10 protein-coding genes and 1 pseudogene are annotated in these 15,662 nt (G+C 59.5%); 7 read left to right on the forward strand and 4 right to left on the reverse strand.

Annotated elements, in window-relative coordinates; translation table 11 throughout:
* Window positions 1-495: 495 nt before the first annotated feature.
* Window positions 496-1,269, reverse strand: a complete 774-nt coding sequence (locus tag ABIE53_RS29535; protein ID WP_006047150.1) for an IclR family transcriptional regulator — start codon at window positions 1,267-1,269, stop codon at window positions 496-498.
* A 236-nt stretch (window positions 1,270-1,505) separates the two neighbouring features.
* On the opposite strand from ABIE53_RS29535, the gene ABIE53_RS29540 reads away from it, so the two are divergent.
* From ABIE53_RS29540 to ABIE53_RS29570, 7 genes and pseudogenes are all read left to right on the forward strand, one after another.
* Complete coding sequence (locus tag ABIE53_RS29540; protein WP_376916544.1) at window positions 1,506-2,492, forward strand: hydroxymethylglutaryl-CoA lyase; 987 nt, start codon at window positions 1,506-1,508, stop codon at window positions 2,490-2,492.
* A pseudogene (locus ABIE53_RS29545) lies at window positions 2,489-3,764 on the forward strand (CaiB/BaiF CoA transferase family protein). The gene ABIE53_RS29540 and the pseudogene ABIE53_RS29545 overlap by 4 nt, the downstream one beginning before the upstream one ends.
* A gap of 117 nt (window positions 3,765-3,881) precedes the next feature.
* Entirely contained in the window at window positions 3,882-5,189 is a 1,308-nt protein-coding gene (locus tag ABIE53_RS29550; RefSeq protein WP_192698950.1) for an MFS transporter, read from the forward strand.
* Between the two features lie 8 nt (window positions 5,190-5,197).
* Window positions 5,198-6,328: an amidohydrolase family protein gene (locus ABIE53_RS29555; protein ID WP_175130913.1), complete on the forward strand. Its 1,131-nt coding sequence runs from the start codon at window positions 5,198-5,200 to the stop codon at window positions 6,326-6,328.
* A 1,099-nt stretch (window positions 6,329-7,427) separates the two neighbouring features.
* Window positions 7,428-8,582 carry a glycosyltransferase gene (locus ABIE53_RS29560; RefSeq protein ID WP_044020128.1) on the forward strand — a complete coding sequence of 385 codons (1,155 nt, stop codon included), beginning with the start codon at window positions 7,428-7,430 and terminating at the stop codon, window positions 8,580-8,582.
* A 58-nt stretch (window positions 8,583-8,640) separates the two neighbouring features.
* Window positions 8,641-9,582, forward strand: a complete 942-nt coding sequence (locus ABIE53_RS29565; RefSeq protein WP_006047156.1) for a glycosyltransferase — start codon at window positions 8,641-8,643, stop codon at window positions 9,580-9,582.
* A gap of 73 nt (window positions 9,583-9,655) precedes the next feature.
* Complete coding sequence (locus ABIE53_RS29570) at window positions 9,656-10,588, forward strand: glycosyltransferase (protein WP_006047157.1); 933 nt, start codon at window positions 9,656-9,658, stop codon at window positions 10,586-10,588.
* Here the strand turns inward: ABIE53_RS29570 and ABIE53_RS29575 are convergent.
* From ABIE53_RS29575 to ABIE53_RS29585, 3 genes are all read right to left on the reverse strand, one after another.
* Entirely contained in the window at window positions 10,541-11,668 is a 1,128-nt protein-coding gene (locus ABIE53_RS29575) for a hypothetical protein (protein ID WP_376916547.1), read from the reverse strand. The genes ABIE53_RS29570 and ABIE53_RS29575 overlap by 48 nt on opposite strands.
* A gap of 79 nt (window positions 11,669-11,747) precedes the next feature.
* Window positions 11,748-12,992: a polysaccharide biosynthesis protein gene (locus ABIE53_RS29580; RefSeq protein ID WP_006047159.1), complete on the reverse strand. Its 1,245-nt coding sequence runs from the start codon at window positions 12,990-12,992 to the stop codon at window positions 11,748-11,750.
* Window positions 12,993-13,081: 89 nt separating this feature from the next.
* Complete coding sequence (locus tag ABIE53_RS29585; protein ID WP_006047160.1) at window positions 13,082-15,334, reverse strand: polysaccharide biosynthesis tyrosine autokinase; 2,253 nt, start codon at window positions 15,332-15,334, stop codon at window positions 13,082-13,084.
* Between the last annotated feature and the right edge of the window lie 328 nt (window positions 15,335-15,662).

Genomic DNA, 15,662 nt, shown 5'->3' on the forward strand with positions numbered 1-15,662 from the left:
GATAGAGCCGGTCAGCCGGATTCGGCGGCCGATGAGCGGTCGGCTTGCTGATCGCTTGCTAGTCGTCTGGTGCCTGCTTACTGCCGCTCATCGCGCGTCTGCGAGCACTTGGCAGCCGCACACACGCCGGCGACGGCAGCGTCGCTGCGCGAACGTTGATGCCGCTAGGAAAGGTACTATCGCGCGCGCCGTCCGCCCGCAGCGAAGCGAATCGCGTGACGGAGAAACGAACAGGGAAGGGAGAGTTGTCAGCGCTTGCAATGCGGGGCGATGCGCCAGAACGTATTAGTCATTCCGACGATGAGCGCATTAAACGCAACGCCAAAGGCTTGCGTGATCCAGGCCGCGACAAGATCAGCGTGGCGTTTCAGAGTGTCGGACTATTGCCGCGTCAGACGATGTTCGACACTACGGCATATGCGCTGAGTTGCAGGGCGAGAGTGAGCCGCAGGTCTATGCGACGAATCGCCCATAGGCCATATCCGCGATACACGCTCACGCTTTTTGCGTTTCACCCGGCAGCGCGAAATCGAACTGCGCGGCGAGCGCGATGCCATACGCGAAGAGGCGATGATCGCCGCCAAGCGCAGCCGTCGCCCGCGCTGCCGAGGTCAGCAACAGATTGCACGCGGCTCGCATCTTGTCGCTGGCGCCGAGGCGATCTTTCGGACCCGACAACGTCAACGCGCCCGCGAGTTCGCTGTTCGGCCCGAAGACCGGAACCGACACGGCGGCCGTGTCGGGGTCGCGCTCGCCGTAGGACAACGCCCACAATCTTTCGCGCACTGCATCGTGAGTGGCTCGGGACGGCTTTGAAAATGCGATGAGTATTTTCCCCGACGCGCCGCGATCGATCGGAAAACGCTCGCCTTCACGAATCGACACGCGCACCGAACGCGGCGGCTCGACGCGATGCAAGACCACGCGATATTCGCCCTGCCTGACGTAGAACGACGACGTCTCGCCCGAATCGTCCGAAAGCTGCCGCAATACCGGCTCGATCACCTCGCGGATGTGAAACGACTCCTGGAATATTTGCGCCAGCCGAAGCGGCTCGGGGCCGATCGAATAGTTACCGTCAAGCCTTCGGATAAAGCCGCCGCGTTCGAGCGAACTCAGCAATCGAAGAATCGTGCTTTTGTAGAAGCCCGTTCGCCGGGCAATTTCGGCGAGCGAAAGCGCGCGTTCGCCCGGCTGGAACACGCCGAGAATGGCGAAGGCCCGGTCTAGTGCTGCTACGCCACCTTTGTCTGCATCGTCCGCTTGCATCTGGAATACCGTTCTGTTGTGCAGACCATCGTAGGGGTTCGCCGAAGATGCGTCAACTTTCGTCGGCGTAACACATACAAGGGTAAACACTGTCCACGTCGTTCTGCATAGAAGAACGTTATTCTATAAAACGGACACGGCGAACGGGTTTACCCGCTTGATGCGCAATCACCGCGCTCCTATAGTTTTGTTTAACAGAACACCATTCTGTATAGCAGAACGATAAGGAGCATCTCTTGAATACGTCTCTCCCTTTACCGGTGATGATCAGTGAAGTCGGTCCGCGCGACGGCCTTCAGAGCATCCGAACCGTCATGCCCACCGACGCGAAGCTGCGCTGGATCTCCGCGCTCGCCGCAGCCGGGCTCAAGGAAATCGAAGTCGGCTCGTTCGTGCCCGCGAAGTTGCTGCCGCAAATGGCCGACATCCGCGAGGTCGTCGCGCACGCGCTGACGATCCCAGGACTGAACGTCGCGGTCCTCGCGCCGAACCTGCGCGGATGTCAGGCGGCATTCGAATCGGGCGTCCATAAAGTGACGTTGCCGGTGTCGGTGACGAACGAGCACTCGCTGGCCAACATCCGCAAGGCGACCGATCAGATGATCGAAGAGGTCCGGCAGATCGTCGCGTTGCGAGACGCTGAATTTCCCGGCATTGCAATCGAAGCCGGTGTGTCGGTTGCGTTTGGCTGCACGATTGCCGGCGCGGTCAGCGACGACGAGACGATCCGCATGTGCGCCGCGATGGCGGCGTGCGGCGTCGATGAAATCGGCCTGTCCGACACCAGCGGCTATGCGAATCCGGCCCAGGTTCGACGCCTGTTTCGCCGCCTGCAAACCGAGTTCGGCAGCAAGGCGGGCGGCGCGCATTTTCACAACACGCGCGGCCAGGGTCTCGCCAATGTGGTCGCGGCACTCGAAGTGGGCGTCACGACCATCGACTCCAGTCAGGCAGGTCTGGGCGGATGCCCCTATGCGCCAGGCGCGACCGGCAACATCGTCACCGAAGACCTCGCGTTCCTCCTCGAAGCGATGGGATACGACACCGGCATCGACATCGATGCGCTCGTTGCCGCGCGCTCGATCCTGGCCGACGCGCTCCCCGGCGAAGCCTTGTACGGACACGTGCAGGACGCCGGCTTGCCCAAGGGATTCACCTACGCGGACGGCCGCGGCCCAAGCGCCGTCCAGCCGGAAGCTTGCCTCAAAGGAGCCGCGCAATGAGCGATGCCAACAACAACCCGTCGCTGCCCTATAGCGGCGTGCGCGTGGTCGAGATGACCCACATGGTGATGGGCCCGACCTGCGGCATGGTGCTCGCGGACCTGGGTGCGGAGGTCATCAAGGTCGAGCCGATCGCCGGCGACAGCACGCGCGCGCTCCGCGGTTCGGGTGCGGGTTTCTTCAGCACCTTCAACCGCAACAAGAAAAGCATTGCCGTCGACGTTAAAGATCCGCGCGGGCTCGAAATCGTGCACAAGCTGCTGGGCGGCGCGGACATCTTCAGCGAGAACTTCAAGAGCGGAACGATGGACAAGCTCGGGCTCGGCTACGCCGCGCTGTCGAAGCTGAACCCGCGCCTCATCTACGTTTCGCACAAGGGCTTTTTGCCGGGGCCTTACGACCATCGCACGGCACTGGACGAAGTCGTGCAGATGATGGGCGGCCTCGCGTATATGACCGGACCCGAAGGGCGGCCGCTGCGCGCCGGCACGAGCGTGAACGACATCATGGGCGGCATGTTCGGCGCGATCGGTGCGATGGCCGCGCTCGCGCAGCGCGAACGCACGGGGCAGGGCCAGGAAGTGCAGAGTGCGCTGTTCGAGAACAACGTGTTTCTCGTCGCGCAGCACATGATGCAGTTCGCGGTGACCGGCCAAGGCCGCCGCGCCGATGCCGAATCGCCTGTCCGCATGGGCCGTGTACGACGTGTTCTCCGTGAAGGATGGCGAACAGATTTTCCTCGCCGTGGTATCGGACACACAGTGGGCGCTTTTCTGCGATGCGTTCGGTTTGCACGAGCTCAAAGTGGACGAACGGATCGCGACCAACAACCAGCGGGTTCAGGCGCGCGACTGGTTGTTGCCCCGGCTGCGCACGCACATGGAGGCGTTCAGCGCGGCGGAAATCAGCCGGATTTTCGACCGGATCGGCTTGCCTTATGCGCCGATCACGAAGCCCCAGGACCTGTTCGACGATCCGCATCTTCTCGCGACCGGCGGACTCGCCGACGTGACCTTGCCGCCCGACGCAAGCGGTGCGGGACAGCCGGTTACCACGCGAACGGCGTTGTTGCCGCTGACGCTTGCCGGCGAGCGGCTGCGCCTGCGCGCCGCGCCGCCAGCGCTTGGACAGAACACGCAGGCGCTGCTGTCGGAGCTTGGCTATACGGATGAGCACGTCAGGCAATTGACCGATGCCGGCGTTGTCCGCTGTCAGGAGTGGCAGGCCGGCGATCGCATCAGCCCATCTGCAAACGAGCTTGCCAGTGCCTGAAGCGGTTAGTGGTGAAAACCGCAAAGGCCGCAACCGCAAAAGTTAAAACCGCCAACGCATCAAACCGCCCGGCCGCGCCCATTCTCGCAGCGGCCCGGCGAAGTCATGGAGACGACGATGACCTCAATTTCCCCCGGCATGGCTGCCGACAGCGTGAACGACAGTTCGCTCGAACAGCAGGCGGTGCGCAAGGCGGCGTGGCGTTTTATTCCGCTGCTCGCGCTCGCGTACTTCTTCAATTATCTCGACCGTACGAGCGTCGGCTTCGCCGCTCTGACGATGAACAAGGAACTCGGACTGACGGCGACGCAGTTCGGCTGGGGCGCCGGCATCATGTTCGCGGGATATTGCATCTTCGAAGTCCCGAGCAACCTCGCGCTCTATCGCTTCGGCGCGCGACGGTGGCTCGCGCGGATCATGATCACGTGGGGCTTGATGGCCGCCGCCACCTCGGCCGCGGTCGGGCCCAACAGCTTCTACGCGATCCGGCTGCTGCTCGGCATCGGCGAAGCGGGCTTCTTTCCCGGCGTGATCTTTTTTCTGGCCGTGTGGTTTCCCGCTCAATACCGCACTCGCGTGCTGGCGTGGTTTACCGTCTCGACGCCGCTTTCATCGCTGATCGGCGCGCCGCTGTCGACCTGGCTTCTGCAACTGGATGGCGTGCTGGGTCTGGCCGGTTGGCGCTGGATGTTCATCATCGAAGGATTGCCCGCGTGTGTGCTCGGCTTCCTCGTGCTTAAGATGCTCGCGGATCGGCCGGCCGACGCCAAATGGTTGTCGCCGATAGAACGCGAAGCGCTGCAGGGTGCGTTCGATCGTGAAGCATCGTCGGGACGCAAGGAAAAGCACTTCGGCGCGGCGCTGAAGGACGTGCGCGTCTACATCCTCGCGATGATCTCGTTCGGCTTCACGATGGGCTCGTACGGCATCGGCATCTGGCTGCCGCAGATGCTCAAGGGACACGGCATGAGCGTGACGCAGACCGGCTGGCTCTCCGCGGTGCCTTACTTCTTCGCGACGATCGCGCTGCTGTGGTGGGCGAAACGCGTCGATCGGCGGGGCGGAGCGATTGCAAATCTCGCGGCGGGCCTCTTGATCGGCGCGGTGGCGCTCGGCGTATCGACGCACTTTCATCAACTCGGCCGGGCGCTGCTCGGCGTGACGCTGGCGCTCATCGGCACGATTGCCGGACGAACCATTTTCTACACACTGCCGGCCCGCTTTCTGTCGGGACAGGCAGCCGCGGGCGGCCTTGCGCTGATCAATTCGATCGGCGCATTGGGCGGCTTCGCCGGACCGTATCTCGTCGGCTATCTGAAGGACAGTTTCGGCACTTTCACGGCGGGAATGATGGGGCTTGCCATCGTGCTCGGCATCACGACGCTGCTGACGCTGTCGCTCTACGCATTCAATCGCGACCAATAAAAATGACCATGAACACAATCCGTTCACGAGGAAGACGCAACTTTCTCAGCGCTGCCGCGACATCGGTTGCGGCTTGCGCCATCGCACCCAGGCATGCGTTCGCCACAGAGGACACGCACAGCATGAAGACCACCAGCAACTATCTGCCGGTTCGCCCGGAATGGCTCGCGTCGGGCACCGAAGCCGCCATCGAGCCGGAGATGCCGATCATCGACGCGCATCATCACTTTTATGAACGTCCCGGTTGGATTTATCTGCTCGACGACTATCTCGCCGATGCACGCTCGGGGCATAACATCACGGCGTCCGTCTTCATGCAGGGACTGACGCGCTATCGTCAGAGCGGCCCCGAAGAGCTGCGCCCGGTGGGAGAAACGGAGTATGTCGCGAACGCCGTTGCCGCGTTGCCCGCCGGTTCGCCGCAGGTCGCAAAGGGCATTGTCGGTTACGCGGATCTTCGTCGCGGCGCGGCCGTGCAAAGCGTGCTCGACGCGCATATCGAGGCGGGCAAAGGGCGCTTTCGAGGCGTTCGGCACCTCGTGACGTGGGACGCCGATCAAACGCTGGTCAATCCGCTGTCCGCGGTTCCGCGCGGTCTGCTGCTCGATTTGAGCTATCGCGAAGGCGTCGCGCAACTGGCCGCACGCGGTCTTTCATACGATGCGTGGCTGTTCTTTCCGCAACTTCCCGAACTGTTCGATCTGGCGAAGACGTACCCCGACATGCCGATCATCATCAATCATTGCGGCGGGGTCGTGCGCATTGCGAGCTACGCGGACAAGCGCAAAGAGGTTTTCGACAACTGGTCGCGCTCGATGCGTCAACTGGCGCAACTGCCGAACGTCTATGTGAAGGTCGGCGGCCTTGGAATGCGGATCAACGGCTTCGACTTCGAGAAGGGCGAGCGTCCGCCGTCGTCGGTAGAACTGGCCGACGCCTGGAAACCGTGGATGCATACCTGCATCGAGGCGTTCGGTGTGAACCGCTGCATGTTCGAAAGCAATTTCCCCGTCGACAAAGGCTCGTATCCGTATAGCAACGGCTGGAATGCGTTCAAGCGCCTCACTGCGCATGCAAGCGCCGACGAACGCGCGGCACTGTTTCGCGGCACAGTCTCGCGCGTTTATCGGCTTGCTTGACGACGGTCGTTCTAACTCCGTTCACTACCGACGCCGGGCAAGAAGCGCAGCCGCGCCACCCGGCGCATCGCGATGCCAAAGCTATTTATTATCGCGACGCGCCTTGCGCCGCTCGGCGAACCGTTCGAAGGTCTGGACGACTTGCATGCAAACGGTAAGCACAAGAAAGATGCACAGCACGCGTACAACGGAGAACGCGTGCTTGATCCTCAGGGCCATCGGAATCGCTGTCAACGCCGTACTCCATAGAAAAAGCAAAGCGTACACGATCAAAACGACAGGCCGACGGTCACAGCTTCGTTGTAGAACGTTCACCGCCTGTTACGGCCATGCCTGCCAGGAGCAGCCGTTGCGCTGCGCGTCCCGGACCTTCCGACACAAGCATACGCTGCTCTCTTCGCCCCTGGCCGCCCGTTTGTAGAAGCGCTCCGGCGGTCTATCCGCTGTGAATGAACCGTGCTTATAACCATTCCAGCCGCTTCACCGCGAATCAATGGGTTGGACCCAGAATAAATCGAAAAATCCCCGCCAAGTAATAATATTATCTGAAAGTCAGTCTTACCGCTCCTTCCAAAACGCCATTTGCAAAACTTACCGCGCGATGTGTCCTTCCGCACGGAGCGATAACTTTTAGACTTTTATCGTCACGCAGGGTTTTGCGCATTGCATTTTTCGGCATTTAAAAGATGCGACGAGCCTGATTTTCCTTTTTGTTCCATCGCGGTTTGCGAAATCCGCGTTTGCAGAAGCAGTAGCCTTCCTTGTTTGCTTGTTGATCGACAGGCATCAATCCGAAAAAAGCTAAGTCTCGCGTTGATTAGCAACTCGAATTGCGTGTTCGCGTTAACTGGTATTAATCCATTGTATTGCTTCGCGTATTGCGGCCTGAACGGTGTTCGCTACGGGCAAAAAAGAACGCGGCGCCCTGAAATCGATTACCTGGCGACGCTTCACGCATGACTTCCAGTTGCGCAGATTAATTTTCGCATTTTGCGTTTTAAAACGGACGCAGGCTCCAGGACACCCGGTTAATTGGCGCATATCTGGACGGCGAGCAGGGCGAATAAGTTGGCAAATCGTTAATTGGCGTGGGAGCCCCATGAGAATCGTTCACGTTACCGAGGCATTCGGAGGAGGCGTTCTGTCGATGCTCACGGAGCTCTGCAACCGCGCGGCGTCAGTCGGCGCGCATGTCACGGTGCTTTACTCGACACGACCTGAAACGCCCAGGAATTTCGTCGAACTGTTCCACCCCAAGGTCGACCTCGTGCACGTGTCCATGTGCAGGGACGTGCATGTTCGCAAGGATTGGTCGAGCGTGTGGGAACTGGCGAGACACATGCGGCGCGTCGACCCGACGGTGATTCATCTTCACTCGTCGAAGGCCGGCGTATTAGGGCGGGCGGCCGCCAAAATTGCGACGCAGAACGCGAAGGTTCTCTACTCGCCGCACGGTCTTGCATTTTTGCGTCGCGACGTTTCTCGCACGAAGCAGCTTGCGTATCTGATGTTCGAACGCATGGCCGACCTGATGGGCGGAACAGTGGTCGCGTGTTCGCCGGGAGAGCTGCGCGAAATCGAAGAGAAGGTGCGAGTGAAGGACGCGGAACTGATAGAGAACGGCGTCGACATTAGCAGCATCCCATTGCGCCGAATTCGCGACGACGGAGATGTGGTCATCGGAATGAATGGCCGCGCGTCGTTTCAGAAACATCACGAGCTCTTCATCTCTCTCGCGAACACGTTGCACGACTCGACCACGCGCTTTGTGTGGATCGGCGGCAACCGAGAAGAGGTGCCCGATGCGAGTCAGGCGTCGGCGCTTACATGCAGTGGCTGGCTAACTCGTTCGCGCGCGCTGGCGTTGATGTCCGAGCTCGACATCTACGTGCAGACCTCGCGCTGGGAAGGCATGCCCGTGGCGCTCATCGAAGCGCAGGTCGCGGGCATCCCCGCGGTCGTGACGGACGTGGTCGGCAATCGCGACGTGGTCGTTCACGGCGTGACGGGATTCGTCGGGTCCGACGAAGAGATGCCGGGTTACGTGGAGCAGCTCCGCGGCAACCGGCAACTGAGAGAAAAGATGGGCGCGGCCGCAAGAGAACTCGCGATCGCCAAATTTTCGATGGACATCATCTTTCACAGATGGCTGAGCACTTACGAGTCCACCGCAGAAAAACGCAGCAAGGAAGTCATGGACACCCATTCGATCGGACCTTGCGATATCCAGCCTAACCCGGACAAGTCAGTGTAGTTCCGGCATTCGATCCGATCGACTAGTTGAGCGCACCAACGATTCAGAGAGACCCACTGTGTACAAAATTTTCTTGCTGCATCCGGGGCGGGCCAATTATCCCGAGCTTTTGGCATACCAGGACTACTACGCTGCGCGCGGTGTCGATGTGGTCGCCGGAACGCTGACCGACTACAAGGCGTTGGAGAACAAGGCCGACTTTCTGGTGTGGGCAATCATGGGGTTCTATCCGAAGCAACTGGCGTCGGACTTCGTCATTCACGACTACCGGTCGCTGTCCGTCGGCGGCTCGGCGGGACTAAAAGACATCGCAAAGCGCTATCTGAACGCGCGGCCCAATTTGCGGATCTTCCAGAACACGCGGCAGCAGAACATCATGAAGTTCAACGACGACGTGCCGTCAGTGATACTTCCAATGGGCGTTCCGAAATGGATCTTCGAGGTGCCGCAACAAGCACCCGATGCCGAAGATATCGCCGACTTCTGCTATATCGGCGACATGAGCTTCGAGCGGGGATTTCATCTCGTCATTGACGCGTTCCTTGAGAACTTCCGCGAAAGCGATGTTTCGCTATTGCTCGTAGGCAAACCCGAGCCGCGTCTTTACGAGCGATACGCCGGCAAGCGCGGGTTGGTGTTCGCGGGCCCGTTGCCGCAGCGCGAGGCGCTTGCACTTGTCGCGAAGTCGTCGATTGCGGTGTCGTACTTTCCGTACCACCGTCCGCATTGTTATCAGACGCCGACCAAATTGCTCGAGTATGCGGCGCTCGGAAAGAAGATCTTGTGCAATGACTCGCCGTCGAACGTCGCGTGTTGCGAGGATTTGCGGATCAACAGCATCATCACCGGCTCCTCCATCTTCGCCGGCATGACGATCGCCACCATGAAAACGGCGAAGCCCAATGAAAGGGCGAACTTCACGCAGCTTGCGTGGGACAGCGTGATCGAGAAGTCGAACATCAATAGCTATATTTCGCAAAAAATAAACTTGAGCCAATAAGAGTAACGCCGTCAGAGACAGAGAGTTCGTCGATCACCTGGCTGCCGGGTGTGAGAAACGGAGGTAGGGAAAAGTGAAACTGTTTATTTTGCATACGGGCAAGGCGAACTATCCCGAGGTCGCCGCATACACCGAGTACTTCCAGAAGAACGGCTATCTTGTCGACTCGGGGACGATGGCCGAATACAGAAAGATCTCCGACCCGCAGAACTATGTGCTCTGGTGCATCATGGGGTTCTATCCACGCAGACTGCCGTCGCGCTACGTGATTCACGACTATCGCTCGCTGTCGGTGGGTAGCTACATTGAGCTGAAAGACACTGCGAAGAAGCTACTGCAGCCGCGTCCGGATCTCCGGATTTTTCAGAACGAATCGATGCAGAAGGTCATGAACTTCGACGACAGTGTGGAAACCATCCTGTTGCCGATGGGCGTGCCTGACTGGATCTTCTCGTGCAGGGGAACCCGCAACGGGTCGCTGCCCGCAGGAACCTTTTGCTATATGGGTGAAATTACGCGGGAGCGGGGCGTCGATGAATTCCTCGCGGGTTTCGCCTCGGCGCGGCGCGGTTCTGAAACCCTGGTGCTTGTGGGTGCCGTCGAAAAGGAAATTGCCGACGCCTATCAGGGCGCGCCCGGCCTGATATTCACGGGAAAACTGCCGCAGCGCGACGCGCTCGATGTCGTGAAGAACTGCGAGTACGCCATTTCCACGATTCCTTACTCGCGCCCGTACAACGTGCAGACGCCGACGAAGCTCCTCGAGTATGCCGCGTTAGGCAAAAGGATCATTTGCAACGATTCGCCGTCGAACCTCACGGCCGCGGCCGAATTCGGAATACTGTGCAAGGTAACGGGGCGCGACATCTTTGCAGGAATCGGTCACCTGTCGGATGAGACCGTGCCAGCGAACGACCCTTCGGGTCTTACACACTTGCGGTGGAATAACGTGATCGCGTCATCGGGAATAGACCGCTGCCTGAACGCGGCGCTGCGCGTTCATTGAGTGTCGTGCGATCGCGGTTATCCGCGCGCCGGCTGGCCGGAATGCGAGCGGGCGCTCGCGGATCATAGAGGAGCGAGGCGCTTCCGACTCCCGCTCCGAACGCGATGAAAGCAGCAGATAGAGCATAAGCGGTGAGATCGGCGATAGGTGGCGGAGAAACGATCCATAGTCGGGTTCGAAGATCGCCTGGGTCGCAAGAAAGCTGACGATAAAACAGAAGCACAGCTTCCCGAAACGATCGGGCGCCGCCACTGCGCGTCTTCCCTGATACCGCGAGAACATCAACGCCAGCGTAAAAAACGTGCATATTCCGCCGATGGTCTGCGTCGCCACACCCGAGAGAATCAGCGGTAATGGCAGCAGGAATGTCCCGAGAATGAGCATGGCGTTCGTCACGTCCGAGACTATATTGCCACCCGGAATGATCTGTACGATAAGCGATCCCACCTCGTTCGGATATCTCGACTCGTTGACCATTTGGCGTGCGAAGTCCAGCGTTTCGCCGTATTGAATGCGGAAGTTGACGGCCACGCACGCGAACAGGACGACAGCCACGAACGCGAGAGACAGCGGCTTGCGCAGAACGGCGGGCCCGAAGTAGAGCAATAGCGCCGGCGCCAATGTAATCGCCCAGTAGGTACGAAAGAAAACGGCGATCAGCGCGACGCAAGCGGTGAATATGACAACGATGAACCGCGAGTCCTTGCACTGCAGAATCACGAGAACCGCCAGCGAGATGACGATCTCCTTCGACGGCATGCCGATGTAAACCGTTTGTGCAACGAGCCAGAAGCAGGCGAGCAGGAACTCCGTGCCGGTCAGGGACGTCACGCCCGAACGCCAGATCGCGAGCACCAGTCCGACGGTGGACGCGAAGAATCCGATCAGGGATATTCCCGCCGTACCCGCGCCGAGCCACCGCAAAGTCCATGCGAGGTTGTCGAAGGAGTCGCCGAACGCTTCGAAGCGGCTAACCGTCACCATGCGTTCGAGGATAACCTGCTCGTCGAGCAGGAACTTGGCCGGCAGCACCGTTTCATGCGCGACGGCAACGAAGCAAAGAAGCGCGAGCAGCAGCACCCAGATTGTCGCCGACACACCGGGACTCGCGCTCGGCCCGATCAGCCCAGGTACTTTGACAATGCGCACGTTCATCCCCTTAGATTGCGACTGAATCCCGCGGCTTGATGCTCATGCCGCCTTTCGCCACGTTCACCGAATAGTAGATTCCGATGCATGCCACCAGCGTTCCCATAAAACTGAGAAGCAGCACAACGGACATGAAGTCGAGCCTGAAGAAGCTTTTGAAAGAGAAAATGACGAAAATGCTGGCGGCGCTCATCAGTTGAATCATCAGATCGAACTTCTGCTGCCTGAAGACGATAAAAACCTGTGCAAGCGAACCGAACACGGCCATTGTCAGGAAGTACGGCGAAAACAGCAGGTAGACTTCCATCGACTGCTGCCACAGATCTCCCATCTTGAAGTTGATGATGAGCGCGAGACCGAGATAGCCGGCGGCAATGAGAACCACGCTCAACGGCATCAAAACCAGCGAGAACGATGTCGCCGGATTTCTGCCGCTGCGCACGTCCGCTCCTCTTTCCACCAGATCGATCAGGTCCCGGCGAAATACAGCCCCGAGACTCTGCGACAGAAGCGACGCGGGGAAATAGCCGACGCGATAGGCGAGAGCAAACACGCCCGCGTCGTGCGGGGCGAAAGCGAGCGGCATCAGGATCGCGATTGAGTAGATCACGACCGAATTAAGCGACGTTGTCGGCAGAGAGAACTTGGCGTAATCCAATTGCAGCCGGGAGAACTTCAGGCACTCCGACGAAAGCATCGGTCGGGAAGCAAAAAGATAGCCGACCAATGGGACGACGGCCGAAGCAAAAAACACGAAGCTATATACCGCGAAGATATCCGGGCCGCTCCACGGGTGTCTCGCTGCCATCATCAGTGCAATAAATGCGACCGCGAATGCAACATTGGGAAATGCACGCTGCACGGCAATGCTCAGGTACTTGCGCTCGCTCGCCAGTGCGGAAGACAGTGCCTGCTGCAGGAATACGCCGGTCGCGAGCACCACGACGGTCAAGTACTTCTGCTGGCCAGTGACCACCGCGACGGCGGCGAGCAGCAGAGCGATCGCTGTGGCGACGCAGCTCGAACTCACCAGCGCCTGAACGGCGAGCTTCTTATCCGCTGCCATGCAGGCCACTTCGAGCCGCAAGCCCAGCACGGAACCGGCGAACAGGCCAATCGCATTCAACTGACTGAAGTAACCGAGCTCGCTCGGCCCGCAGAACTTGCCGATCAGGATGACCGCAATGAAGTTCGCGGCCTGGCTAAGGACAACGCCCGCGATACTAACCACCGAATGCTTTACATTGACGATCATCTTCTATTTGGAGTTCGGTTTGGGCAAAGCCGTCCGGGTCATGCCGCATCGGCCGAAAAGGCTTTTTGCGGCATACCGTTGGACGCCGGTCAACTATTGGATTTGGAGTCGCTCGAGGCAGTCGCGTACTGATACGACAGATACCGGTTTCGCCCCGCATGCGAACCGAGGCTGTAGCGATAGGCCGCGGGATGAAAGGCGTTGAAGATCACGCCTTTGACTTCCACGTTCGCATGCCTGAGTTGCTTGACGGACTCGCGCACTTCATCGACCGAAGTCGTGCCGAAGCGCGTGGCAAGGAACACGGTGCCGCAACGGTGCGCGACTACCGCCGCATCGGATACCGCGAGAACGGGCGGCGTATCGATCAACACCATGTCGTAACTGTCGCCGACCGATTCGAGAAGACGCGCCATTGCGTCGCCCATTAGAAGTTCTGCGGGGTCGGACGGCGTAGTACCGTTGGGGAGGAAGTCGAGTCCGGGCGCGACGTTACGCTGCAGAGCCTCGTCCAGCGTGGCATTCGACGTCAAAACGTCCGCGAGCCCTGGTTGAGATTCCTTGCCGAAATAGTCATTCAAATGACCTCTGCGCAAATCGGCGTCGATCAGCAGCACACGCTTGCCGGAGCCGGTCATCACGGCCGCGAGATTCGCGCATAGAAACGATTTGCCGATCTGTTCGCTCGGACCGGTGAGCAGCACGCGATTGTTGCCCGCTTCCAGCATTGAAAGCTGCAGCACGATACGCAAACTGCGCAGACTCTCGACCGACGGGTCTCCGGGAGAATGCGACGCCAGCAACAACAAGCCCTCGCTGCGTTCTGGCGAATCATGCTCGAGCGTTGCTTGTGTGCGCGACACCGGCACAGTCGCATACACGGTCAGACCGGTTTCCTGCTCGATGTCCTGAGGGTTCGTCACGCCGCCGCGCAGTATGTGGCGCATGAAAGTTGCGGCTATCCCCAGAAAGAGGCCGAGTACCGCGGACGCTGCGATCAGCAGCGGCTTATTCGGCTTGATGGGCTCCTTCGGTACGAGCGAACGGTCAAGCAGGCGCACGGTGCCGACTTTGCCGGCGCGCACGAGCTTCAACTGCTGCATGTTGTTGAGCATGCCGACGTAGAGATCGTTATTGACGCGCACATCGCGCATCAGGCGCAACGATTCCTGTTCGAGTTCGGGCAGTGAAGTCATTCGCTGCGAGACCGCGGCTTCTTTAGCGCTCAGCGAGGCAAGCTGTTGGTCGACGGCACGAACCGACGGATGCTCGCTCGTGAAAAGTGCAGTCAGCTCCGAGCGCTTCTGCTTGAGTGCCAGCGCGCTCGCCTGCAATTCGACGCTTTCGCGCAAATACGTCTTGCCTTCCTCGCTGATGTCGAATGTGCCGCGCTTGATTCGCAATGCGTTGTAGTTGCGCTCGGATTCTTCAAGCTCGCTCTTCAGTTGCGGCAGTAGATCGCTGAGAAACGCGAGCGACTTTTCAGCCTCAGCAGCCTTGCGCGCGATATTTGCCGCGACGTACTCATCGCCGATATTGTTCAGGATCTTCGCGGTCAGTTGACGGTCCGTGCCTGTCAGTGACGCGCCGATGATGCCGCTCTGCTTGCCTTTTTCAACAATGAACAGCTTGTCTTGCAGGTTTTCCAGCGTCTTCAGTCGCGCGTTGCGTACGAGCACGAATTCGGTGCCGGGATTCGCATTGAGTGCTTGCACGCGCAGCGTTATCTTGCCGGTGCTCTCATTAGAAACGATCGTCTCGCCGACGCGTCCGTAGATCGGCGCATCGAGCTGCTTCTGGTCGACAACATAGCGGTCTCCGCCAAGCGAGGTCAGCTTGAAGTCATCGCCTTCGAGATCCTCGGGGACATCGAACGTCCCGACATCGATCGATTCATTGCCCCACGCAAAGCCGCCGACTCCGAGCAGGCCGGGCTGAGACAGGCTTTTGTTCCAGCGCGCGATCCAATTGCCGATTAGCGGAAAGCGTTTCGGCTCGGCGCTTATGTAGAGTCTGAGATTGTCGACTGCATTTCCCACGACCATGCGCGAGCGCAGTACTTCAATCTGGGCGGTGGTTTCTGTTTTAACGTCGAACAGACTAGACACGTCGCCTAGCAGACTTTTGGTGTTGGTGGGGCTCTCCTGTTCAACCTGCAGGAGAATATCCGACTGATAAACGGGCGGCGCGAGAAAGCTGTACGCGACACCGATTGCCAGCACCATGCTCGTAATGGCGAGTACAAGCCACCGGTTCGCGAGGACGACGTCGACGTAACGCACCAGATTCACGTCATTCTGGCCGGAGCCGGCAGCCTGCGATTTTGGAGAAAACTCGTTCATAGGGAACCCATCATCGAAGAGGTTTAACCGACTGCCCGCACACACATTGATGCGCAGCCGCCGATGCCAGCGAAGTTCCGTTGCCGGATGCTATTGGTCTGCTTACCGCGCGTAAGCGCCGCGGCTCATTGCTTTCCGCTCGGGTCAAGGAGCGTCGTTCGAACCCGTGGAAATGCCGATCAGACGCCTCTTTCTTGCCTCGATAAAACATGGCGGCAAACAAGGCTCATACGTTGTCGGAATGCTGCGACTCGTCACACTCGCTTCGTGCCTGAATGAAGCCGGGTCGCATGTAGAACGGTGTGAAGGCGGCGCACTGCGTGACGCG

This window comes from Paraburkholderia sp. OAS925, from assembly GCF_040543975.1.
GTDB classification, from domain to species: Bacteria; Pseudomonadota; Gammaproteobacteria; order Burkholderiales; family Burkholderiaceae; genus Paraburkholderia; species Paraburkholderia graminis.

Coding starts and splice junctions, on each gene's coding strand:
- ABIE53_RS29535 (WP_006047150.1), bottom strand. CDS start 1,269: ATGCAAGCGGACGATGCAGACAAAGGTGGCGTAGCAGCACTAGACCGG.
- ABIE53_RS29550 (WP_192698950.1), top strand. CDS start 3,882: ATGACCTCAATTTCCCCCGGCATGGCTGCCGACAGCGTGAACGACAGT.
- ABIE53_RS29555 (WP_175130913.1), top strand. CDS start 5,198: ATGAACACAATCCGTTCACGAGGAAGACGCAACTTTCTCAGCGCTGCC.
- ABIE53_RS29560 (WP_044020128.1), top strand. CDS start 7,428: ATGAGAATCGTTCACGTTACCGAGGCATTCGGAGGAGGCGTTCTGTCG.
- ABIE53_RS29580 (WP_006047159.1), bottom strand. CDS start 12,992: ATGATCGTCAATGTAAAGCATTCGGTGGTTAGTATCGCGGGCGTTGTC.
- ABIE53_RS29585 (WP_006047160.1), bottom strand. CDS start 15,334: ATGAACGAGTTTTCTCCAAAATCGCAGGCTGCCGGCTCCGGCCAGAAT.